A 22,735-nucleotide genomic window follows, 5' to 3' on the forward strand; every position below is an offset into this window, starting at 1 on the left:
GGTCCCACGCCGTTGTGAATGTCTCGGTCCGAGCATGCGGCTCTCGAGGCAGCGGGCGCATCCGCCGATGGCCGGTCATCGGCGCCGGTTCGCCGGCCGGAAGGGATAACGTGGCGTTGTGGGTGTGTCCGCGGATCTGCCGGAATGGCGACGTGCGGCGGAGCTGACGGGCCGCCGTGGCGAATGCGGGGTGCTAGACCGGCTGATCGGGGCCGTCCGAGCCGGCGAAAGCCGCGCGTTGCTGGTCCATGGCGAACCAGGAGTGGGCAAGACGGCCCTGCTGGAGTATTTGGCCGTGCAGGCGCTGGGCTGTCGTGTCGTGCGCGCCGCGGGAGTCGAATCGGAGATCGAGCTCGCGTTCGCGGGGTTGCATCAGCTGTGCGCACCCCACCTCGACCGGCTCCAGCATCTCCCGGTGCCGCAGCGTGACGCGCTGAGGACCGCGTTCGGAATGAGTACCGGGCCGGCACCGGACCGGTTCCTGGTCGGCTTGGCGGTGCTCGGGTTGCTGTCCGAGATTGCGGAACGGCGACCGCTGATATGTCTGATCGATGATCTGCAGTGGCTCGACCGCGCCTCGGCGCAGGTCCTTGCATTCGTCGCGCGCCGTCTGGGCACAGAATCGATCGGCCTGGTCTTCGCGACCCGCAGCGTGAGCCGCGACCTGGTGGGAGTGCCGGAGTTGCCGGTCGGGGGGCTGGGCGATGCGGACGCTCGGGCACTGCTCGATGCGGTGTTGACCGGGCCGATCGATGTGCGTGTACGGGACCAGATCGTCTTCGAGACACGGGGCAACCCGCTGGCTTTACTGGAGCTGCCACGGGGGTTGACCCCGTCGGAGCTGGCCGGCGGATTCGGGTTTCCCAGCTTGGTCGCACTCTCGGGCAGCATCGAAGAGAAGTTCGTTCGGCAAATCGGGACCCTTCCCGAACAGACCCGACTGCTGCTGCAGATCGCGGCGGCCGACCCGTCCGGCGACCCCGCCCTGGTGTGGCGAGCAGCCGCCCCGTATGGGCTCGGCGCCGATGCGATGGCACCCGCGGACGACGCCGGCCTGGCCGAGTTCGGCACCCGGGTGCGGTTCCGACATCCGCTGGCGCGCTCGGCGGCCTACCGATCGGCGTCGGCTCACGACAGACAGCGGGTCCATCGGGCCCTGGCCGAAGCCACCGATCAGCAACTCGATCCCGACCGGCGTGCCTGGCACCGGGCCCAAGCAGCCCCCGGCCCCGATGAGTACATCGCCGTCGAGCTCGAGCACTCCGCAGGGCGAGCCCGAGCACGCGGCGGCCTGGCCGCCGCTGCCGCATTCCTGGAACGAGCGGCCATGCTGACGCTCGACCCGGAGAAACGGGCCGGACGGGCGCTGGCGGCCGCGCAGGCCACGACTCAGGCGGGCGCCCTCGACGCGGCGCGGGACCTGTTGACAATGGCCGAGTCCGGAAAGCTCAACACCCTGCAGCAGGCGAACGTCGACGTCGTGCGCGCCCAGCTCGCCTTCATCACCAGCCGGGGCGGTGATGCCCCCTCACTGCTGCTGAAGGCCGCCACGCGGCTAGAGCCCATCGACGCGGATCTTTCTCGCGCAACCTATCTGGACGCCCTGGTTGCCGCGATATTCGCAGGCTCCCTGGCCGCCCCGGGCGGCACAATCCTCGACGTGGCAGCCGCGGCAGGCGCGGCACCCAGGCCGGCACATGCGCCCCGCTCTGCCGACCTCCTTCTCGACGGCACGGCAGCAGGTCTGTACACGGGATACGCGGCAGGAGTCCCGGTCCTGCGCCGGGCCCTGGCCCGGTTCGGTGCGGACATGTCTGCCGAAGAGGAGCTGCGCCGGATGTATCCGGCGTGCATCACGGCCATGCGGCTCTGGGACGACGATCGCTGGGACGCGCTCTCGGCCCGATACGTTCGGCTCGCACGCGAGGTCGGCGCGCTCAGCGAGCTTCCACTCGCCCTCACCGCACGCGCCTACCTGCTCTTGTTCACCGGCGCCCTGACCGCTGCCGCGTCCCTGGTCGACGAACTGGAGGCAGTCACCGAAGCCACGGGGAGCGGCCTGGCGTCCTACGGTGCCATGGGTTTGGCCGCGCTGCGCGGCGACGAGACCGGGGCATCCGAGCTGATCGATGCCACCATGAGAGACGTGACCAGACGAGGCGAGGGAATCGGGATCACCTTCGCCGGATGGGCGAACGCCGCGCTCAACAATGGCCTCGGCCGCTACGACAAGGCTGTGGCCGCGGCCCGGCACGCAACCACTGATGACACGGATCTCGCTTCGCTGTGCTGGTCTCTGGTCGAGCTGAGCGAGGCCGCGGCGCGTTGCGGAATGACCGAGACGGCGAGCCGGGCCTGTGGCCGGCTCAGCGAAATGGCCGATGCCAGCGGCACCGACTGGGTGCTGGGGGCACAGGCACGGTCGCGGGCGCTGCTGAGCGAGGGCGAGACAGCCGAGCGCCTCTACCGCGAGGCAATCGCCCACTTCGGCAAGACCCGGCTCCGCGTCGATCTCGCGCGCGCCCATCTCGTGTATGGAGAATGGCTGCGCCGAGAGCGTCGCCGCGGCGACGCACGCGAGCAACTGCGCACAGCCCACGGCATGCTCGAGTCGATGGGTATTGCCGCGTTCGCCGAGCGCGCTCACCGCGAACTACGAGTCGCCGGCGGCACCGCCCGTAGGTCCTCGCTTCCGGTCGAGCCCGAGGAGTTGACCGCCCAGGAGGCCCAGATCGCCCGGATGGCCCGCGATGGATTATCGAATCCGGAGATCGGTACCCGACTGTTCATCAGTGCTCGCACCGTCCAGTACCACCTGCGCAAGGTCTTCACCAAGCTCGATATCACCTCGCGCAGCCAACTCGACCGCGTTCTGCCCAACACGACAACCAGCTGACCGGGGCATCAGGCCCCGTGACGCGCGTCCGAGTCATACGCCGAACCGGACGGAGTGTGCCCTCGAGTTGGAACCGATCGGGGAGACCGATCCGGCAGATGGACCGTGACGAAGTCCTTTCCAGCTTGTCGAACGGGAGGTTCGTTGTGGCCAAAGGAATGGTGAAGTGGTATGACGAGGCGCGCGAGTTCGGATTCATCGATGCCCTCGACGGCGGACCTGATTACCTGGTGGAAGCGGAGGACCTCATAGGGTGCGGAGGCCGGCTGTCGGCCGGCCGAATCGTCGAGTTCGATGTCACCGTAGTGCCGAAAGGGCCCCGGGCACTGCGGGTCCGGGCTGTCTGAGTGCTATCGAAGTTATCGAGTGGTGGCGGTGCAGGGGTCCGTGGCCGTTCCCGCCTCCGTCGACGCGGGGCGATCAAGTCGACGACGACGAACGGCGCTCGGCCCCTGCCGGGATCGGGGTGATGGGGCCAGTTGGACGCCGGCCTTCGCCCCCTCAGATCGCCGGAGAGTTCGCGCGTCAATCCGAGAAAGATCAAAGCAGAACAGTAAAGGAAACCCTGCCGATTCGAACCCAGCTCTTCAACAGCGCGCTCGATCTCGTCAGCAGCAGGCATTCGTCGTGATGGCGGGAGGTAGGGAAAATGCTCGCAGGGTTGCCCATGGACCGCAGCAGTTGTTCCGCGGCTCCCATCAGTACTGCTGCGCGCTCGGCTTGCCCTGGTCGCATGTACCCAGCAGCACTTCGAGAACCAATGCGGCAACGAACGGACTGGACATCTGTCGGTTCACCCGCAGGCCGTTCTCGAGCAGTTCCATCGCCCATACCAGGCTGCCCTGCTGCCAAGGGCGAGGCTTATGCCCCACAACGCAGCAGACCGGAAAGTACTTCGCCACAGGCCTCGGTGACGGAAAGCAGCTTCTGATTACACTCGATGCAGGTATGGATAAATGGGTCCCGTTTGTGTGAAGGTCCGGCGGGCAACGTAACCCAAAAGCTCGCACCGCAGGGCGTGCGTCGTGGAGGTGAAGCCGTCGACAGGGCTGCCGCTCTTTTCCACGGCCACAATAGATTCCGTGAGGGCGACCGCACCAGTGAGTAGCGGGTAGGGCCCGCTCAACCATTCCTCACCGAGTAGCGGCTAATCGGCAGGCCAACCTTTGATGTCGGCGGCGGCATCGACCCGTTCCCGCGAGCTGTACGACGTCCGCTCAGGCGTTCCCGGCCAGTACCGCATGGAGCGCGGCCTCGGCGGCGTCGAAACACTCGGGAAAGGGTGTCGAGGAGGTCGTGGAGCTGCCGCAAGGCCGGTGCGGTGGGGCCGGGCTACGAGGTCACCGGGCGGCGGTGGAGCGGTCGGGCAGGGTCAATCCACCGCTCCGGCTCGCCTGCCGCAGTAGGGCCATGGCCGCCTCCGACGGTGACCCGGCGGGCGTCGTGCACACCACGACGGACTGCCCCGGCGAACGCGCGAGGACGAGGGTCTGCTGGGTGACCGTCACCGTGCCGACGACAGGATGGCGCAGCTCGTAGGTGGCGGCGTCGCACGGCGTCACCCGGTGATCACCCCACAACGCCACGAACTCCGGGCTCTTCATCGTCAGCTCGCCGATCAGCTCGGCGAGCAGCCGGTCCTCCGGATGACGGCCGACGGCGATCCGCAGATTGCCCACGACCGCGCGCACCTTGCGCCGCCAGTCCCCGTATAGCTCCCGGCAGTGCGGGTCCAGGAACAGCATCCGGCTCATGTTCGGCCGGCGGGCGGGGTCCTCCGGGCTCAGCGGGTCGACGTGGCCGGCGAGCAGGGCGTGGCCGAGCGGGTTCCACGCCAGCACATCCGTGCGCCGACCCAGGACGAGCGCCGGGACGCCGTCGAAGGAGCGCAGCAGGTCCCGCGTCTCGTCGGCGAGCTTCTCGGGGCGGGGCCTTCGCGCCTGCGGTACTCGGCGGGAGGCCCCGGCGAGGCGTTCCAGGTGGTCCCGCTCATGGTCGTCGAGCAGCAGGGCGTCGGCGATCGCCGCGAGCACCTCCGCCGACGCGCCACGGGACAGGCCCTGTTCGAGCCGGGTGTAGTAGGACACGCTGACCCCTGCCAGCTGCGCGAGCTCCTCCCGGCGCAGCCCCGCCACCCGTCGGCGTGGCCCGAGGTCGTGCAGCCCCACGTCTTCCGGGCGCAGCCTGGCCCGCCGTGCCTGCAGGAAATCGCCGAGCGGGCTTGGTCCGTCCATCACTCCACTATCCACGCCGACGGCACCGCCCAGCCACACCCTGCCGGGGGTAGGACAAGGCGGGGCTGGTTGCCGCGCACGGACACGATCAGGCTCGACCTGGCCAGGGCAGCCGCCCCCCGATTCACGAGGAGTGATCATGGATCAGATCGAGCTGGGTGACGTGACCGTCACCCGAGTCAAGGAGTACTACGGCTCCGTCGAGATGGGCCCCGCGGACTTCTTCCCCGACAGCCCCGACGGCGCCTGGGACGAGCACCGGAGCTGGCTCGCGCCGGACTTCCTGGACACCGGCACCGGCGAATGCCTCTCGGCCATCCAGACCTGGCTGCTGCGCAGCGAAGGCCGCACCATCCTCGTCGACACCGGGGTCGGCAACCACAAGGACCGCCCCTACGCGCCCGTCTGGAACCGGCTGGACACGAACTTCCTGGACCACCTCGCCGCCGCCGGTGTCCGGCCCGAAGACGTCGACGTCGTCATCAACACCCATTTGCACATCGACCATGTGGGCTGGAACACCTACCTCGACGGCCGGACCTGGGTGCCGACCTTCCCGAACGCGACGTACCTGATCACGCGGCAGGACTTCGACTTCTGGAATCCGGCCAACAACCACGAACCACTGCTGGGTCGCGGCAACCAGAACGTCTTCGAGGACAGCGTCGCTCCGGTGCACGAGGCCGGGCTGATCCACCTGTGGGACGGCTCGTACCGGATCGACCGGAACCTCCGGCTGGATCTCGCGCCCGGCCACACCCCCGGGTCGTCCGTGCTGACCTTGGAGTCGGGCGGCGACCGTGCGCTGTTCGTCGGTGATCTGGTGCACACCCCGTTACAGCTGGTGGAGCCGGAGACCAACTCCTGCTTCTGCGAAGACCCGGGCGAAGCCCGGGTGACCCGCCACAAGCTCCTCGGCCGCGCGGCCGAGGACAACGCGCTGGTCTTTCCCGCGCACCTCGGCGGCCAGGGCGGCGCCGAGGTCGAGCGTGACGGGTCGAAGTTCGCCATCAAGGAGTGGGCGGGCTTCTCCCGCATCGCCTGAGCCCGGTGGGGCCGACCCCTGCCCCGCAGTAACCCGAGAGAGGAAGCATTTCCCGTGCCCCAGCAGGCAAATCCGATCGTAGAGACCCCGGCGGGCGCCGTGCGTGGTGTTCGTGACCGCTTCGGCGAGCTCTACCGCGCCGTCCCGTACGCGGCGGCACCCACGGGCGCCGGCCGGTTCGCGCCACCGGCGTCCCACCCGGGCTGGTCCGGTGTCCGGGACGCCACCGCACCGTCGCCGACCGCGCCGCAGCCGGCCCGGGACTTCGGGCGGCTCGACATGATCCCCTATTTCGGCCCGGGCTGGGTGCGCGGCGAGGAATACCTGACTGTCGACGTCCGCACGCCCGGCGCGGACGGCGGGAAGCGGCCGGTCATGGTCTTCGTGCACGGCGGCGGGTTCGTCACCGGCTCCACCCGCGCCGCGCTCTACGACGGCCGGGCGTTCGCCCGCGACGGCGTGGTGCTGGTGACGGTGAACTACCGCGTCGGCATCCCCGGCTTCCTCGACCTGGACGGTGCCCCCGCCAACCGCGGGCTGCTCGACGTCCTCGCCGCACTCGGCTGGGTGCGGGACACGATAGCTGCGTTCGGTGGCGATCCCGCGAACGTCACACTGTTCGGCCAGTCCGCTGGTGCGACCATCACCGGAGCCCTGCTGGCGACGCCGGAAGCCAAGGGGCTGTTCCGGCGCGCGATCATCCAGAGCGGCAGCGGCACCGGCGCCTTCACCCCCGAGCAGGCGCAGCGGGTCACCGCGGCGGCTGCCCGGGCGCTGGGCGTCCCGCCCACAGCGGAGGCCTTCGCCGAGATCCCGGACGAGAGGTTTCTCGAGATCTTGCCGGATCTCGCGGGGATCGACCTGCGGACCGCGACGGCTACAGACCCACTCGTCGAGCTGAGTCCGTTCTCCCTGGTCCTGCCCGTGCAGCCGGCCGACGCCCTGGCGGAGGGGCCGGCCGGAGAGGTCGGCCTGCTCATCGGCACCAACACCGAGGAGGGCCATCTCTACCTGGTACCGCAGGGCAAGCTGGAGTCGTCTACGGACGACGATGTGCTCGCAGTCGCGGCGACGGTCGGCGCGGACCCCGCCGCCGTGGTCGCGGCTCATCGGGCGGCCCGGCCGGGGGCGACGCCGGGCGAGTTGCGCTCGGCGGTACTGGGCGAAGGCCTCTTCGGGGCTGGCACCGCTCGGATGACCGAGGCCCACGCCCGACTGTCCGGTGGCCGCACCCACGTGTACTCGTTCGGCTACCGCTCGACGGCTTTGGACGGCCGGCTGGGCGCCACCCACACGGTCGAGCTGCCATTCGTGTTCGACATCGCCGATGAACCGTGGCTGCACGGCGACGCCGGTCTGCTCGGTCCCGACCCGGCGCCCGCCGGGCTAGCGGCCCGCGTGCACGGCGCCTGGGTCGCCTTCGCGACCCACGGCGACCCCGGCTGGGCGGCGTACGACCCGCGGTGGCCGCAGGCGGAAGCCCTGGGTGGCTGAACGATCCCCACCGTTCTCACCGCGGCGTGCCGGACAGACCCGGGTCCGCGGACCCCGCCTCCGCCACCGGCCGACGGCCGCGGATTCTGCGGATCAGACCGAGGAGGACCGACCGCAGCGCCTCGGCCCGACGGCTGGAGGGAGGCACGGCCACCCGAGCCCTTCGCTCGGGCATCGCGAGCAGTCGGCCCGGTATGGTCACCGGATAGCGAGCCGCTTGTCGGTTGACGGGCGCTCGGTCGACCCGGCGGCCCTGGGCGGGCCGTGCGCTGAGGGGCAACCTCGGCCCGCACGTTCGATGTCGACGATCCGCACGCGCCGCGCACCCCGCGGGTGAGGCGACCCACGGGGTGCGGAATACCGGCGTTCAGGCGCCGATCGTCCGCGCTGGATACGGCCACGAATCGTGCAGGTCGTACTCGAACTTCCCCACGGGGGCGCCTACTCGAAGTACACCGGATGGCAGACCGACGATCCCGTGCCGGTGCCGACGTGCCGGTTTCGAAAGATGCGAGCCGCGGCCGACCCGCGGCCACCGTGTGGGCGGCGCGGCCCCTGTCAGACGGGCGCGGGCCCGGAGATCTCGGGCGATTCCGCCGGAAATGGCAGGCAGCGAAATGCTTCGGCCGGATCTCGCGAATTTCCGGCTCGGCTTCCGCGCACAGCGTGGTGGCAATTTGGATCGGCCGGCGGGCTCGGAGTGTCGAACCGCGCCCGGTCCGGACGGCCCGGTGATCAGCCGATGTTGTCGGTGATCGCCGCCTCCGCAGACAGCGGCTGGGTTATGGACCAGAGGGTGCGGGAGTGACAGGTGCTCATCCGCCACTCGCCGTTTTCGAGTACGTAACGGTCGTCGTACTCGATGGCCGCGAGCGTCTGTGTCCGGGCACGCAGATCGAGTTGGGTGAAGCGCAGCGTCCAGGATCCGACGGCTTCGGTCGCGGTGAGCAGGGCGATATCCGGCATCATGCCGTGGTGCATATCGAGGATCCGGTGCCCGCCCTCGTGTGTGCTCAGGGCGATATCCCGGAACACCTGAGCCAACCCGTCGGCGTCGAAGCGGCCGAGTGGGCCGAAATCGATATCCGCACCGGTCTCGACGAAACACGCGCGAATGCCCGCGGGGTCCTTGGCATCGCAGGCTCGCCAATATCGATACTTCAAACGTTTGATAGCTTCGATACGGTCGTGGTCGCCGAGGGGTATCCGGTCGGCACCTGTGTCCTCCGGCTCGCCGCTCTGCTTCGGACTGTTCCGGGTGACGACCTTCGTGTGAGCTTCCTGGGCCCGGGAAGCCCGTTGCTCGAGGAAGGCGGCGTAGGTGGGTGCCACCGCCGGGAACTCCGACGGCGCTCCGAGCCACTCCCGATAGGACGGTGGGACCGAACCGTCGAGATCGGTGACCCCGTACACGCTCGCCAGTTCGGATCCCCAGTAGGTATGTCCGGTGCGGGCCATCACAGCCGGATCGTCGGCCAGAGCTTTGATGATCCGGCCGGTCAACTCGGGTGATTCGACACCGGGGAACAGGGTGCCGATCATTCGATCGGCGCCGAGCTCGCCACGCTGGAGCTGTTCGGAGTCCAGAACACCCATCCAGATCGAGACGACCGCGACACCGTGCGGGCGGAACTCTTGCGCCATATCGTGGGCCAGCTTGTCCGATCCGGCTTTCCCGGCCCCGTACACCGGGCCGTGTACTCCGGGGAGGTAGGTGCGTGCCCCTGGAGAGGAGGTGTGCACGACCAAGCCGCCGCTGTGTATCAGCAGCGGTGCCGCGAAGTAGGCGGCGACGAAATGGGATCGGAGGCCGACATCGAGCGGCTTCAACTCCTCGGCCAGTGATCGCTGCCAGAAAGGCTGACCTGGCGTTTCGGGTGGCGCGGAGAGCGCGGTGGCATTGTTCACCAAGATATCGAGCCGCCCGTGCTCATGTCCTATCCGCTCGAAGAGGGCGCGAACCTCCGCTTCGTCGCCGTGGTCGCAAGCCACCGGGATACCCGTACCGCCGCGGGCCGCGATGTCTTCGGCCGTGCGGTAGATCGTGCCGGGTAATCCGTCGACGCTGTGCCCCTCCTTCCGAGTGCGGCCGGTGACATAGACGGTCATACCGGTCTCGGCCAGAGCCAGAGCGATTCCTTTGCCGGCGCCGCGCGACGCTCCGGTAACTACTGCGACGCGGCCGTCGGTCGCGCTCACCGCGTGGTCCCTCCGTGCATGTGCCGTCCTTCCCGCGTGGTTCTGTTCCAGATCAGCGTGCCTGTGCTGTCGGGTTCCGGCCGGTAACCCTCCCGGTCACCGGAATCAACCCGGTCCGCCGACGGAGATTCCGGCGCGTAATGGGGCGCCCACGGCATGCCCACCGTCACTGCCTGCCACCGAGCGTCGGCCCCGCCATCACCTTCCCGGCCCGTCGCCGATCCGAAAGGACTGGTGAAATATGAGGCCAGGTGATGTTGCTCGATGCGCGGCGCCCTCGAGGTCCCGGTCAACCGAACGGGAATGTGTAACCCGCCGAGGGGAAGTGGCAGGAAGGATTGCTGGAGATTTGGATACGAGCTGGTCGGGCCGCCCTCGGGGCTGGTGCACGAAGAGGGTGGTTCCACGCCTCGGGCGCGCAGATGTCGGGTGGCCGGGTCAGGCCACCGACTCGATCGCGGAGGGATGAGTGGTGAGTGGCAGAATGCTGATGGTCATATAGGGGAACAACGGAAGATTCCAGAGAATTTCGTGGAGTTCGGCGGGCGATTCGACGGCGAAGACGCTGATATTGCTGTACTGGCCGACGATCCGCCAGATATGTCTCCACTTCCCGGCCTGCTGGAGCTCCTGTGAGTACTTCTTCTCGCGGGTGACGATATCGGTGCGGACGGCCTCATCGAGGTCGCGGGGGATGTCGACGTCCATCCGGACGTGGTAGAGGTGCATGTGAATCGTTCCTAGTTGCGGGACCAGCGTTTGACGGCGTCCATATTCAGTTCCACCCCGAGCCCGGGGCCGGTCGGCAGATGTACCTGCCCGTCGGCGTAGCGCAGCGGTTCCTGCAGTAGCTCCTCGCTGAACAGTAGAGGGCCGAAAAGTTCGGTGCCGAAATCTATTCCGGGTTCCGAACAGGCGAAATGAATCGAGGCGGCGGTGCCGATCGGCCCCTCGATCGACGTGGCGCCGTGGCAGGCCAGCCCCGCGGCGCGGGCGACTGCGACCACCTCACGGCTGCGGCGCAGTCCGCCGCATTTGGTGGTCTTGACCGCGATCACATCGGCGGCGCGGCGGCGGGCGACTTCCAGGGCGTCGTGCGGAGTGTGCACGCTTTCGTCGGCCATCACCGGAATCGGCAGCAGTGCGTTCAGCTCCGCCAAGACCTCCAGTTGCTCACCAGGAGTTGGCTGTTCGATCAACTGGACACCGCCGTCTGCCAGCCGAGGCAGATAGCGCAAGGCAGTGAGCCGGTCCCAGCGCGCGTTCACATCGACCCTGACTCCGGCTTGCCCGGCGAGGGCTTCTGTTACTCGCAGCACGCGGTCGGTATCGGCGGCCGGGTCGAGGGCGCCCATTTTGAGCTTGAAGCTGAAATGCCGGCGCTTCTCGATCTTGTCCCGGGCTTCTGTGATGATCTCCTCGACCGGCGCCGAGCCCAGCGCCCAGGTGACGTCCACCGCTGTCCGGAAAGCTCCGCCCAACAGGGTGTGTACCGGTACGTCCAAGCAGCGGGCCCAGGCATCGTGCAAAGCGACGTCCACGGCGGCTTTGGCGAAGCGGGCGGTGGCCACCACCCGCTCGATGTCGGCCATGATGGCGGTGATCTCGTCTACTCGGCGCCCGAGCAGCACGGGGACCAGGTATCGCTCGACGACAGCCTGCATCGTCTCGACCGATTCACCACCCCACCACGGGCCTCCGGGCACCACGCCCTCGCCGTAGCCGGTGACGCCACCGCCGGTGGTGATCCCGACCAGCAGGATGGGTTGCGCGTCCATCGAGGTGGTGGCGAACTTGTGCGGCCGTACCAGCGGTACATCCAGGACGGTGGTCTCGACCGAGACGATCGACAGGTCTGACATCGAAACTCTTTCCTGCGGAGGCGAAGTGGTTCAGGCGGGATCCAGCGCGAAGTTGTAGGTCACACGGTTGATGCCATCGTCACCGTTGACCGGGTCGAGAATCAGTTCGGGTTTGGTGGCCGAAGCGACATCGCTGTCGATCCACTCGCCGCCACGGAAGTAGAGCTGGGTGGTCACCGATTCCCGGCCCGCGGCCGAGACGATGAGATGCAGATGCGCCGGCCGCCACGGGTGGCCGTTCTGCGCGGTGATGAACGCGCCGGTCGGGCCGTCGGTCGGGATCTGGTACGGCGCCGGCTGGATGGTGCGGATCGAGTACCGGCCCTCGCTGTCGGTGATGATGGTTCCGCGCAGGTTCCATTCCGGCAGATGCGGGGCGAACTGGGAGTAGTAGCCGTCGGCATCCGCGTGCCACAGTTCCACCTTCGCGCCGCCGAGGCCCTTACCGTCGAGATCGGTGACCTGGCCGGAGAAGATCAACGGTGTCTGCTCGCGGTCCTGCGTGCGCATCGGCAGCTCGCATTCGGCGGGCAGTTGCGGTGCCTCCGGGACGTAGTAGGGCCCTTCGATGCTGCCCTTGGTGCCCTTGCGGCTCTTCGCCAGTACTTCCTCCACCGCGTGTTCGATGAACACATCGAGGAACAGCGGCCATTCGCCGCCTTCGCCTACGTCGATCAGCCACTGCTTGAAGATGCGGTACTCGGGATAGGTGACGCCGTGCTCGAGGATCACCTTGTGCAGGGCACCCAGGGCGTCGCGGGCGATGGCCGCCAGGCGCTCCGGGGAGGTGTCGGTGGTGGCCCGCTCGCCCTTGAATTTGTCGGTAGCGGCGGTGCCGGAGCCGAGCGCGGTGGGCGAGACGGCTTGGGTGGTGGTCATATCGAACTCCTCGGAGAGGACCGGGGGATGAAGAGGTACGCTATGCGTACTTAGATAACGCAATGCGTACCGATTACTGTGCGCGTGGTCACTTGGTTTGTCAAGAAGAGAATGGGACCGGACCGTATGAGCGAGAACGAGCGCGACTACATCCAGAGCATCGAGCGGGGATTTGCCGTGCTCACCGCGTTCGACAGCGACCGGCCGAATCCCACACTGGGCGAACTGGCGCACGCCACCGGGCTGGCCAAACCGGTGGTCCGCCGTATTCTGCTGACTTTGCAGCGGCTCGGCTACGTGGCCGGCTCCGGCCCGCGCTGGACGCTCACACCACGCGTGCTGAGCATCGGGCAGCATTACTCGGCCACCCACACGCTGCTCGAACAAGCCATGCCGCATCTCCTCGCGGTAGCCGACGAACTGCACGAATCCGCGTCGCTCGGCGTCCTCGACGGCGCCGAGGTGGTGTATGCCGCGCGGGTACCGGTGCGCCGGATCATGAGCATCAATGTCTCGGTCGGCACCCGCGTACCGGCCTATGCGACCTCGATGGGTCGCGCGCTGCTGGCGTGGGCGTCGCGGACGACGCTCGACGAGGTGATCGCCCGCACCGAGTTCCGCCCGCTGACCGCCACGACGATCACCGATGCCGACCGGCTCGAGCGCGAGCTCGCCCTCGTCCGGGAAAAAGGCTATGCACTCACCTCCGAAGAACTGGAGAAAGGATTGATTTCGATCGCCGTTCCGGTAAGGGACCAGTCCGGCTCGGTCGTCGCGGTCATCGCCTGCTCGACGTCCACCGGCCGGACGACAGCCGAGGATTTCGAGCGCACCGCGAGTGCCGCTGTGTCGGCTGCGGCCGGTGAACTCAGCCGCGGTCTCGGATGGACACCCTGACCCCGGGTCAGACCGTGACCCGGTAGGCGAGGATGTCGCGGACCAGCGTGCCCAAGCTCTCGGCGTCGGTTTTCGCCTTGATCCGCGCCCGGTGCACATCGACGGTCTTGACGCTGGTCCCGAGCCGGCTGGCGATCTGCTGGCTGGACCTGCCCTCGATGACCAGGTGCAGTACTTCCCGTTCACGAGGCGTGAGATCGGACAGCCGCTGCTCGACCCGCAGGCGTTCGGCACGCTCGGCGAAGGCCCGATCGGCGGCGAGCAACTGTTCCTGCACCACCTCGAGCATGCGCTGCGGCTCGTAGGGTTTTTCCAGGAAATCGACCGCCCCGGCCCGCAGGGCACGCACCGACATGGGGATATCGCCGTGCGCCGAGCAGAAGATGACGGGTGCGGGATAGTCGCGCCGGTTGAGTTCTTCCTGTAACTGGAATCCGCTCAACCCGGGCATCCGGACATCGACAATGATGACTCCGGCCTCGTCCAGATCGGCTTCTTCCAGAAAGGAGGCCGCCGTGGCGTAGGTCAGCGCGTCGATCCCGACGCTCTGCAGTAGAAACGCGAGCGATTGGCGCAGGTCCTCATCATCGTCGACGATATGGACGACCGGGGAGTGAGCACCGCTCATGCTGTTCGATTCTACGGGGGAGCAGTTCGGCGGGGCGCTCGGATGGTCGATCGGCGAATATCTGGTGGACACCTCGATCACGGCCTCATCAGCACCGAACTGGCCGGAAAACTGTCCGCGAAGGCATGCGGCAGCGGGGCAACGAAGACATTCTCCGTTCGAGTGCGCGCGATCTTCCAGGACCCGTCCACCCGACGGAAGGTGTTGTTGAGCCGGCTCGAGCGCAGCAGCCCGGTGCCGTCGGAGTACAGCCACGGTTGCATATGAATCCATTGACCGGCAGCCGAATCACCGTCCACCCGGATCTGCTCGGCGGTGAGGTAGTGCGCATTGAGCACCAGAGCCGAGTCGCGGCCGGGATCCCAGAACCGTTCGAAATGGGCGCGGATGGCGTCGCGGCCGACGAGGCGGCCGAACTGGCCGTCGTAGTACTCGCCGACCCCCTCCCAGATCGCGTCCTCGGTGTAGAGCTCCATGATCAGGTCGATCCGCTGTGCGTCGTCGGTGACTCCGAACTCGGGGCAGGGGGTGTCGCACAGGAACATATATCTTGCCTGCAGCCGCCGTACCTCGGCCTCGCCTTCCAATGTGTCGATCCGGCGGGTCAACCGCTCGATGGTTTCGAAATCGGTCATGACGTTCTTCCGGTCGTCGGTGCCGGCGAAGACGGCGGGGCGGACGAAGGAACCCGGCTGATGAGGATGGTGCGGTCCTGTATCCAGGCGGCCGTGCGGAGCAGCGCGGATTCTGTTCGTGGTGGTCCGATGACCTGCACGCCGAGCGGTAGGCCCTGCGGTGTGCGCAGACCGGGGACGGTGACGACGGGCAGCCCGAGGGCTTGCCAGGCGCGGCTGAGTACCGGGTCGCCGGTGGCCGCCAGTCCGACCGGCGCGGGGCCGGGAGCGGCGGGTCCGACCACGGCGTCGTAGCCGGCGAACATATCCAGCACCTCGCGCCGCGCGTTTTCCACAATCCGGCGCGCCTCGTCGTAATCGCTCTGGTCGGTGGCGGCTCCGGTACGCAGCAGTTCGGCCAGCGGCGCGCTCAATGCGTCGGCACGAGCGAGTTCACCGGCGCGTTCCCGGGCGGCCTCGAAGGCCATGACCACTCGGTGCGCGGCAGTGGTGTCGGCGACGGTCTGTTCGGCGGCGAAATCGATGACGGTGGCGCCGTCCGCGCGCAGCCGCTCCCGCAGCGTCGCGATCGCGTCGGCCATCACCGGATCCACAGCGTCCAGCGGCGCCGCGGTCCAGAAGGCCAATCGTGGCGGTCGCGGAGAAGTGGCCGATGGGTCCGGAACTCCGCGCAGTGCCGCCCACGCGCAGGCCAGGTCGCGGACCTGCGCGGCGTAGTAGCCGTGGCTGTCCAGACTGTGTGCGAGCCCGGTTATACCGGTGGTGGGCAGCAGGCCCCGCGTCATGACCAGGGCCGCGACCCCGCAGTAGGCGGCGGGCCGGGTCACCGAGGCCGCGGTCTGCGAACCGAGGGCCAGCGGTACCTGACCGGCGGCGACTGCGGCGGCCGACCCACTCGACGAACCGCCGGGTGTATGTCGCGGTGCCGCCGGGTTGCGGGTGGGGCCGGGCGCGAAGTAGGCGAATTCGGTGGTGACGGTTTTGCCGGCGGGCAGGGCACCCGCCGACCGCCACAGTCGCACGATCTCCGCGTCCTGGGCCGCGGGTTCGCTGTCCGCACGCAGCACCGAGCCGCACCGGGTGGGATGACCGGCGACGTCGATGATGTCCTTCACACCGAACGGAATTCCACCCAGAGCTCCATCCGGCGTGGGGAACTGCGGCCGTGGGTTGCGGGTGACCCAGGCGGCCAGTGTCTCTTCGGTGGCGGTGATCCGGTCGGCCGAACGTTCCCAGGCTGCTGCGGCGTCGGTGCGCCCGGCGGCCATATCGTCGACCAGGTCGCGTAGCGACCACGGCGCGTAAAGGGATTCGGAAAAGGTCATGATTCGATCCACTTCGCCTCGGCCGACCAGTAATCCATACCGCTCGCACTCACCGCGTGCCGCCAATCGGAGATGCGGCGCAGGCCGGGTTCGGCCAGTGCGGTGATCCGGTCGGCGGCGTCCGGGCCGTCCTCCGCGACCTGCCAGTGCACCCAGTTCAGCTCGTGCCCGTCGGCATCGTGCAGGAACAGATCGACATGGCGCCAGCCGTAGCCGTGCGTGTCGTTGTAACACATGAGCGTCATGCGGTGGTCCGTGTCGTCCATCCGGTGGTCTCCTGCTCGGGGTGCGATCGATGGTCGAGGCCGATGCTGTGGAAGCGCCGCTGGAAGTAGACGAGTGCCCCGGTGTTCTCCCGGACATCGACGCGCTGCACGCTCACCAGGAAGATCGAGTGCGAACCCTGGGTATGGTCGCTGATGATTCGGCCGACTACCCGTGCCGCCGCGGTCCGCAGCATCGGGATGTCCTCGGTGTCGTGATCCCAGACGGGCCATTCGAACCGTTCGGACATCGGGATTGCGGTGGCACCGGCGAAATGCCCGGCCAGTTCCTCGTCGCATGAACTCAGGATGTTCACGCAGAGCCGCTGGTTGCGACGGAAGATCGCGTGGGTGTAACTGGACTGATTGACGCACACGATCATCGTGGGCGGGGTGTCGGTCACCGAGCACACAGCGCTGACCGTGATGCCTGCGCGACCACTCGGTCCGTTGGTGGTGACGACGTTGACTGCGGCCGAAAGATTCGACATCGCAGCCCGGAAGTCACGCTGCTCGGCGGTCAATTGCTTGGTCATGGCATCGACGCTACGAGTGATCTACGCCTCGAGGTATCGAGATTTCCTCCGGGTGCGCTGAAGGTTTTACTTATTCGCCGTAGGTGCCGGCAAGGTGAAACCGAAGACCGATCCGCCGCCGTCGGCCGCTCGGCACCAGATACTTCCGTGCTGCCGGGTGATGATCCGATAACTCAAGGCCAGCCCGATACCGCTGCCGTGTGATTTCGAGGTGAACGAATCCAGGAACGGATCCCGCGGCACCCCGCGGCCGTAATCGCGGACGGTGAAACATCCTCCGTCGTCGCGACGCGCGGTGGTGAGCACGATGCGCCGCGAGCGGGGTGGGCACTGACCCATCTCGTCGATGGCGTTGAAACACAGGTTGACGATGACCTGGCCGGTGAGCACCCGCTCGCAGCGTATTCTCACCGGGTCATCGGAAAGCTCCAGTTCGACCCGGACACCGGCCTCATCCGCCCGTAACCGCACGAAATACAAGCACTCGGCTACGATCTCGTTCAGATCGGCCACCTGCTCGACCTGTTCCAGATGGCCGACGAACGCCCGCAGGGTGGAGACGATGGTCGCGGCGCGGTCGATCTGTTTGCGGGCCGCTTCCACACCGACGGTGACCCGGCGGTCGAGCCCCTCTCCGGCGGGCAGGTGTGAGCGGATTCCCGCGATGTAGTTGCCGGCGGCTGCCAGCGGCTGGCCCAATTCGTGGGCTATTGCCATCGCCATATCGCCCATGGCGTTGTACCGGGCCAGATAGTTCTCCCGCTGTAGTTCGAGCCCCCGTTTCTCTTCGTCGCGGACCCGGTCGGAGACGTCGTGCACCAGCATGAGGTAGGCCGTCACACCGGCTTCGTCCAACCGTTCCAGGCTGCCGTCGAGCCAGGAGGTGGAACCGTCCGCCCGGTCGATCTCCAGGCGCACCGAAGCGACCGGGTCGGCGTCCGCGGCCACCGCCTCCCATTCGGTGCGCCGGCCGTCACGGTGCAGGTGGGCATACTGCGTGAGCTGCGGTCCGGCCGGCAGCTCGACGGCCGGGTCCAGCCCGAGCCGGGTGAGCGCGGTATCGGTGGCGAAGCGGATCTCACCGGCTTCGTCGAGGACGAACGCCATGGTGGACGTGTGCCGGGCCAGGGCTTCCACATAGGTCGTGGTCAGCCGCAGGGCGCGCTCGGTGCGTTGTTCGCGTTCGATATCGCGGAACTGCACCATCACCGCGGGTCCCTGAGCGAGCTCGATCCGGGTGGCCACCGAGTCGGTCGGGATGATCCGCCCCGATTTGGACCGGTAATGCCATTCGATCCGGCTGGTGCCGTGCTCGACCGCATCCTGGAGCCAGGCCCGCCCGATCACACGGTCGTACTGCTGGGCGGAACTGCTCATATCGTGGGCTTTCAACGGTCGGATCTCGGCGAGATCGAAACCGAGCATCGCGCAGGCCGCCGGGTTGGCCCACAGGATGTTCTTGGTGGCGGCGTCGTGCACCAGGACACACACCTCGGTGGTGTTCATCATCGTGACGAAATCCGAGACAACCAGTTCCGGGGCTTGCGGATCGACGGACATCGCGCCAGCGTAGCCTTTCCGAACTGCGGGTTTCCGATCGTCCGGGGTCGACTGAAGGTTTCCCCTACAAGGGTGGTGGTTCCCACCCGCCCGCGCGCGGGCTTTACCGATGTTCGTGTGACCGCGATCTCCCTACCGTCGAAGGACAGCCCATCGACGACAGGAGCAGGTGATCGTGACCACCTCGCAAGCCACGGTCCGGTCCGCGACCGGCGCGACGGATCTCGACGACGTCCTCGTCGAGCTCGCCGCGCGGCGGCAGGAGTTCGGCGAGCAGAAGTACGTGCCGCGGGATTTCGTCGCGCGGCTCAAAGAAGTGGGCGTCTACCGCGCCGCGACCCCGCGGCGCTTCGGCGGGGAACCCCTGGCGCCCGCCGAGTTCCTGCGCATCGTCGAACGTATCTCCGTCGTCGACGGTTCCACCGGATGGGTGGCCAGTTTCGGTTCGGCGCTGGTATATCTGGCGGCGCTGCCGCTGGATACCCAGGCGGCCCTGTACGCCGACGGCCCCGATGTGGTGTTCGCCGGTGGGCTCTTCCCGATCCAGCCGGCGCCCGCGGCCGACGGCGGTTTTCGGGTCGACGGACGGTGGAAGTTCGCCAGCGGGTGCATGGGCGCCGACGTCCTGGGTGTCGGGATCCCCGGCGACGCGGACACCGACGGTAAGCCCCGCACCGCTGTACTGCGCCCCGACCAGGTGGAGATCGTCCAGGACTGGGATGTGGTCGGTATGCGGGGCACCGGCTCGTTCGACCTGGTGGTACGCGATGTCGTGGTACCGCCCGAGTGGATCTTCGTCCGCGGTGGCGAACCCACCGTCGACGAACCGCTGTACCGGTACCCGACCATCGCCTACGCCGCCCAGGTGCTGGCAGTGGTCGGCGCGGGGGTCGCGCGGGCCGCCCTCGACCACGCCGTCGAGATCGGCGCGGGCCGGGCCGGTATCACCGGCGCCCCCAAGCTCGCCGATCGCCCGTACTACCGCGCCACAGTGGCCCAGGCCGAAGCCGACCTGCGCTCCGCCCGCGCCTACTTCTATGAGGTCACCGAGGAGGTATGGGAGACGGTGCTGCGCGGTGATCCCGCCACCGCCGAGCAGAACGCCCATCTGCGGCTCGCGGCGAGTCATATCGCCGCCACTGCCGCCTCGGTGGTGAACCGCCTCGTGGCGATCTCCGGTACCGCCGCCATCTTCCACGGCCACCCACTCCAGCAGTGGGCCGGCGATGCGCTGGTGCCACAGCAGCACGCCTTTCTGGGGCCGGGCCTGGTCGACGCGGCCGGCGCCGTTCTGATGGGGCAGCCCGCCACTGTGCCCGGATTCCACTGACCGACAGCCTTTCTACGACAGGACTCCCCGTGACCGACAGCCCGCTGCGCGTTCTCTTCTGTATCGGCATCAACCAGAACTTCTTCGATCTTCCGGCCGCCGGCGTCACCACCGCCGATGTCTGGACCGCCTTCGTCGCGCTGAGCGACGGGATCAAAGTGCTCGACGGTATCGATTTCATCGGCGATATCGACGACGACTCCACCATGGTCGGGCCATCCGACAGCTGGCCGTGGACCTGCTACCTGCTCGCCGACGCCGACAGCCACGACACCGTCAAGGCCGCCTGCAACCTGGTCCGCACCATCCCGGTCGGCACGAGCGACTGGAAGCTCTGGAAGTACTTGAAGATCGAGGCCCGCATCGGCCGGGCGCTGACCCCACGCCAGTACTGACCAACCCGCCAGGAGGCATCATGACCGCGCACAATGCCGCGCTCCCGCATCGGGTATCCGCCGATCTGGTCCGCGAGGATCGGGTCGCCGCCCGGATCTACACCGACCCGGAGATCTTCGAACAGGAGATCACCCGGATCTTCGAGAGCACCTGGATCTGGGTGGCTCACGAATCCGAGCTTCCCACACCCGGCAGCTTCAAATCCACCTACGTGGGCCGCCAGCCGGTGATCGTGACCCGTAACCGCAAGGGCGCGCTGAACACTCTGCTCAACCGCTGCCGGCATCGCGGCGCGAGTATCTGCGAGCAGAAGAACGGCGTCGCCAACGGCTTCACCTGCCCCTATCACGCCTGGTCCTACAGTCTCGACGGCCAGTTGCGCGGGATCCCCTATCCCGACGGCTACGAGGGCGTTGTGGAGAAGGGCGATCTGTCGCTGAAGAAGCTGCGCACCGAGTCCTACGGCGGCATGGTGTTCGCGACATTCAACCAGGACATCGAACCGCTCGCCGACTTCCTGGGTGACGCGAAACTCTGGATCGATCGGTTCATGAAACAGGGGGGCGGCTATCCGATCAAAGTGCTGGGCACCCACCGGTTCACCTTCCACGGGAACTGGAAAATCCAGCTGGAGAACACCACCGACGGCTACCACTTCCCGATCGTGCACCGCTCCTGGATGGCCTCGGTCGACGCCGAGACCGCCGACATGATGTCGTTCATGACCGATCCGGAAGCGGTCACCCACGAACTGGGGAACGGTCACAGTGTGATGCAGATGGTGCCCGAGCACTCCGATCTCGATGCCGACGATGGCAGCGAACCGCTCCAGGCCCGTTTCGACGATCTGGTCGCCGAATTGAAGAGTGCCGGTCTCGACGACGCCGCCGTCCGGAAACTGGTGCGCGCCATGCACGGCACCGGGTTCAACCTCAATCTGTTTCCGAACGTATCCATGTCCGCGGCTTTCTTCCGGGTGCTGCGCCCGATCTCGGTCGACGAAACCATCATCGAACACCTGGCCATCGGCCCCGACGGCCCCGCCGAAATCGCGGGCCCGGTCAACCGGGCGCGGTTGCGGGTGCACGAGCACTTCCAGGGTCCGTTCGGTTTCGGCACTCCCGATGACGCCGAGGGCTGGGACCGCGTCCAGCGCGGCGCGCAGGCCGACCCCGATATGCCGATTCTGGTCAACCGCGGCCTTGCTCGCCAGAAACCGAGTCTTGAAGGCTGGCCTACCTCCCATGTCACCGACGAGACCGGTATGCGCGCCGCGTACCAGCAGTGGAAGCAGATGATGAGCGATGACTGAGACCCACGCCGCGACAGCGGTGTTCAGCGACAGCCGGGTCGCGCGCGCGATCGAGCTGATCTGGCGCGAAGCCGAACTGCTCGACCGCAGGGAGTATCACGCCTGGCAGGAGCTCTACACCGCCGATGCCCACTACGTGGTACCGATCGACCGCGACACCGAAGATTTCGACAACACCCTGAATATGATCTATGATGACGCCCGCATGCGCGAGATGCGCGTCCGCCGGATGACCGAAGGCTACGCCCTCGCTGCTGTCGACGCCGCAGTCACCACTCGCACCGTCTCCCGGTTCGTCGCCGAGCACGTCACCGAGGACGAAGTACACCTGCGGGCAGCCCAGATCCTCGTCGCCTTCAAACGTGGCCGTCACGATATCTGGGCGGGAGATCTCGAATACCGTATCCGCCTCGGCGCGGCACCGGATGACGACCGGATCGTCCGCAAGGTGATCCGCCTGGTCGACAGCGAGGACGCTGTGCCCGCCGCGGGGTTCCTCCTGTGAGCGCGCCGGTTGCCGTGGTCACCGGGGGCGCGGGTGGCCTCGGCGCGTATATCGTCCGCCGGCTGCACGCCGGTGGGCACGCTGTCGCCGTCGCCGACCTGGACGGTATCGCCGCCGCGGCGCTGGCCGCCGAACTGGACGGTGCGGTCGGGGCGCGCGGCTACGCGGTGGACGTCGCGGACAAGAGCTCGCTGGAGAAGCTGCTCGCCACGGTGGTCGCCGATTTCGGCGGGGTACAGGTGCTGGTGAACAATGCCGCCCGTACCCAGGCCCGGCCATTGCTGGAGATCAGCTCCGACGAACTCGACGGCGTCATGGCCGTCGGATTTCGCGGAACATTCCAGTCCTGCCAGCTGTTCGGCGGGCATATGGCCGCGCAGGGGTATGGCCGGATCGTGAACATGGCCTCGCTCGCCGGACAGAACGGCGGCACCGCGACCGGCGGGCACTACGCGTCCGCCAAAGGCGCGGTCATCTCGCTGACCAAAGTATTCGCTCGCGAACTGGCCGCCTCCGGGGTCACGGTGAACGCTGTATCGCCGGGACCGCAGGATTCACCTGTTGTGCACGACATCGTCGGCGCGGACAATCTCGACACCTTCGCCCGAACCATTCCCGTCGGGCGTCTCGGCGATCCGGCGTTCATCGCCGAGATGGTCGCCTTGCTCGCGTCACCGGCCGCCGCGTCGGTCACCGGAGCATGCTGGGACGCCAACGGCGGTCTCTATATGCGTTAGGA

Annotated in this window: 22 protein-coding genes; 10 read left to right on the plus strand and 12 right to left on the minus strand. The window is 67.7% G+C overall.

The features are described 5' to 3' along the window. Positions 1 to 124: 124 nt before the first annotated feature. Together ACQPYS_RS11015 and ACQPYS_RS11020 are read left to right on the plus strand one after the other, a co-directional pair. Positions 125 to 2,896, plus strand: a complete 2,772-nt coding sequence (locus tag ACQPYS_RS11015) for an AAA family ATPase (RefSeq protein WP_433493023.1) — start codon at positions 125 to 127, stop codon at positions 2,894 to 2,896. Between the two features lie 98 nt (positions 2,897 to 2,994). Beyond that, entirely contained in the window at positions 2,995 to 3,243 is a 249-nt protein-coding gene (locus ACQPYS_RS11020; RefSeq protein ID WP_431941802.1) for a cold-shock protein, read from the plus strand. A 351-nt stretch (positions 3,244 to 3,594) separates the two neighbouring features. On the opposite strand, the gene ACQPYS_RS11025 is transcribed toward ACQPYS_RS11020, so the two are convergent. Beyond that, a complete protein-coding gene (locus ACQPYS_RS11025; RefSeq protein WP_433492507.1) occupies positions 3,595 to 3,768 on the minus strand; it encodes a hypothetical protein in 174 nt (57 codons plus the stop codon). A gap of 468 nt (positions 3,769 to 4,236) precedes the next feature. Beyond that, positions 4,237 to 5,130: a helix-turn-helix domain-containing protein gene (locus tag ACQPYS_RS11030; RefSeq protein ID WP_433492508.1), complete on the minus strand. Its 894-nt coding sequence runs from the start codon at positions 5,128 to 5,130 to the stop codon at positions 4,237 to 4,239. A gap of 139 nt (positions 5,131 to 5,269) precedes the next feature. Between ACQPYS_RS11030 and ACQPYS_RS11035 the strand changes: the two genes are divergently transcribed. Together ACQPYS_RS11035 and ACQPYS_RS11040 are read left to right on the plus strand one after the other, a co-directional pair. After that, positions 5,270 to 6,175, plus strand: a complete 906-nt coding sequence (locus ACQPYS_RS11035; RefSeq protein ID WP_433492509.1) for an MBL fold metallo-hydrolase — start codon at positions 5,270 to 5,272, stop codon at positions 6,173 to 6,175. Positions 6,176 to 6,229: 54 nt separating this feature from the next. Continuing rightward, positions 6,230 to 7,669 (plus strand): carboxylesterase/lipase family protein, encoded by a 1,440-nt coding sequence (locus ACQPYS_RS11040; RefSeq protein WP_433492510.1) that lies wholly within the window; start codon positions 6,230 to 6,232, stop codon positions 7,667 to 7,669. A gap of 735 nt (positions 7,670 to 8,404) precedes the next feature. On the opposite strand, the gene ACQPYS_RS11045 is transcribed toward ACQPYS_RS11040, so the two are convergent. The 4 genes from ACQPYS_RS11045 to catA all read right to left on the minus strand — a co-directional run bounded on the left by ACQPYS_RS11045 (position 8,405) and on the right by catA (position 12,609). Next, positions 8,405 to 9,868 (minus strand): SDR family NAD(P)-dependent oxidoreductase, encoded by a 1,464-nt coding sequence (locus tag ACQPYS_RS11045; protein ID WP_433492511.1) that lies wholly within the window; start codon positions 9,866 to 9,868, stop codon positions 8,405 to 8,407. A gap of 438 nt (positions 9,869 to 10,306) precedes the next feature. Further along, positions 10,307 to 10,597: a muconolactone Delta-isomerase gene (gene catC / locus ACQPYS_RS11050; protein WP_063036108.1), complete on the minus strand. Its 291-nt coding sequence runs from the start codon at positions 10,595 to 10,597 to the stop codon at positions 10,307 to 10,309. An 11-nt stretch (positions 10,598 to 10,608) separates the two neighbouring features. After that, positions 10,609 to 11,730: a muconate/chloromuconate family cycloisomerase gene (locus tag ACQPYS_RS11055; RefSeq protein ID WP_433492512.1), complete on the minus strand. Its 1,122-nt coding sequence runs from the start codon at positions 11,728 to 11,730 to the stop codon at positions 10,609 to 10,611. 30 nt (positions 11,731 to 11,760) lie between these two features. After that, positions 11,761 to 12,609, minus strand: coding sequence for a catechol 1,2-dioxygenase (gene catA / locus ACQPYS_RS11060; protein WP_433492513.1), 849 nt, complete (start codon positions 12,607 to 12,609; stop codon positions 11,761 to 11,763). Between the two features lie 126 nt (positions 12,610 to 12,735). Between catA and ACQPYS_RS11065 the strand changes: the two genes are divergently transcribed. Next, positions 12,736 to 13,506 (plus strand): IclR family transcriptional regulator domain-containing protein, encoded by a 771-nt coding sequence (locus ACQPYS_RS11065; protein WP_433492514.1) that lies wholly within the window; start codon positions 12,736 to 12,738, stop codon positions 13,504 to 13,506. Between the two features lie 7 nt (positions 13,507 to 13,513). Here the strand turns inward: ACQPYS_RS11065 and ACQPYS_RS11070 are convergent, their stop codons facing one another. From ACQPYS_RS11070 to ACQPYS_RS11095, 6 genes are all read right to left on the minus strand, one after another. Beyond that, the gene (locus ACQPYS_RS11070) at positions 13,514 to 14,134 is read right to left on the minus strand and encodes a response regulator transcription factor (RefSeq protein WP_433492515.1); all 621 of its coding nucleotides are present in this window, start codon (positions 14,132 to 14,134) and stop codon (positions 13,514 to 13,516) included. Between the two features lie 77 nt (positions 14,135 to 14,211). Further along, entirely contained in the window at positions 14,212 to 14,769 is a 558-nt protein-coding gene (locus ACQPYS_RS11075) for a nuclear transport factor 2 family protein (protein ID WP_433492516.1), read from the minus strand. Then, positions 14,766 to 16,094: an amidase gene (locus tag ACQPYS_RS11080; protein WP_433492517.1), complete on the minus strand. Its 1,329-nt coding sequence runs from the start codon at positions 16,092 to 16,094 to the stop codon at positions 14,766 to 14,768. The genes ACQPYS_RS11075 and ACQPYS_RS11080 overlap by 4 nt, the downstream gene beginning before the upstream one ends. Further along, on the minus strand, positions 16,091 to 16,360 hold the full coding sequence (locus tag ACQPYS_RS11085) for a hypothetical protein (RefSeq protein WP_063036113.1): 270 nt from the start codon (positions 16,358 to 16,360) through the stop codon (positions 16,091 to 16,093). The genes ACQPYS_RS11080 and ACQPYS_RS11085 overlap by 4 nt, the downstream gene beginning before the upstream one ends. Then, positions 16,336 to 16,893 (minus strand): flavin reductase, encoded by a 558-nt coding sequence (locus ACQPYS_RS11090; protein WP_063036114.1) that lies wholly within the window; start codon positions 16,891 to 16,893, stop codon positions 16,336 to 16,338. Before ACQPYS_RS11090 ends, ACQPYS_RS11085 begins: the two co-directional genes overlap by 25 nt. Before the next feature lie 66 nt (positions 16,894 to 16,959). Then, positions 16,960 to 18,453, minus strand: coding sequence for a PAS domain-containing sensor histidine kinase (locus tag ACQPYS_RS11095; protein WP_431939072.1), 1,494 nt, complete (start codon positions 18,451 to 18,453; stop codon positions 16,960 to 16,962). 169 nt (positions 18,454 to 18,622) lie between these two features. Here ACQPYS_RS11095 and ACQPYS_RS11100 point away from each other — a divergent pair, with 169 nt between their 5' ends. Genes ACQPYS_RS11100 through ACQPYS_RS11120 form a run of 5 tightly spaced genes read left to right on the plus strand, consistent with a single transcriptional unit; the run spans position 18,623 to position 22,733 of the window. Further along, positions 18,623 to 19,783: an acyl-CoA dehydrogenase family protein gene (locus ACQPYS_RS11100; protein ID WP_063036116.1), complete on the plus strand. Its 1,161-nt coding sequence runs from the start codon at positions 18,623 to 18,625 to the stop codon at positions 19,781 to 19,783. Between the two features lie 29 nt (positions 19,784 to 19,812). Next, entirely contained in the window at positions 19,813 to 20,178 is a 366-nt protein-coding gene (locus ACQPYS_RS11105) for a hypothetical protein (RefSeq protein ID WP_063036117.1), read from the plus strand. 20 nt (positions 20,179 to 20,198) lie between these two features. Next, the gene (locus ACQPYS_RS11110; protein ID WP_433492518.1) at positions 20,199 to 21,491 is read left to right on the plus strand and encodes an aromatic ring-hydroxylating oxygenase subunit alpha; all 1,293 of its coding nucleotides are present in this window, start codon (positions 20,199 to 20,201) and stop codon (positions 21,489 to 21,491) included. Next, entirely contained in the window at positions 21,484 to 21,996 is a 513-nt protein-coding gene (locus tag ACQPYS_RS11115; RefSeq protein ID WP_433492519.1) for an aromatic-ring-hydroxylating dioxygenase subunit beta, read from the plus strand. The genes ACQPYS_RS11110 and ACQPYS_RS11115 overlap by 8 nt, the downstream gene beginning before the upstream one ends. After that, positions 21,993 to 22,733, plus strand: coding sequence for an SDR family NAD(P)-dependent oxidoreductase (locus ACQPYS_RS11120; protein WP_063036120.1), 741 nt, complete (start codon positions 21,993 to 21,995; stop codon positions 22,731 to 22,733). The genes ACQPYS_RS11115 and ACQPYS_RS11120 overlap by 4 nt, the downstream gene beginning before the upstream one ends. The last annotated feature ends 2 nt before the right edge of the window (positions 22,734 to 22,735 follow it).

This window comes from Nocardia grenadensis, assembly GCF_050942415.1.
In the GTDB taxonomy this organism is placed as follows: domain Bacteria; phylum Actinomycetota; class Actinomycetes; order Mycobacteriales; family Mycobacteriaceae; genus Nocardia; species Nocardia grenadensis.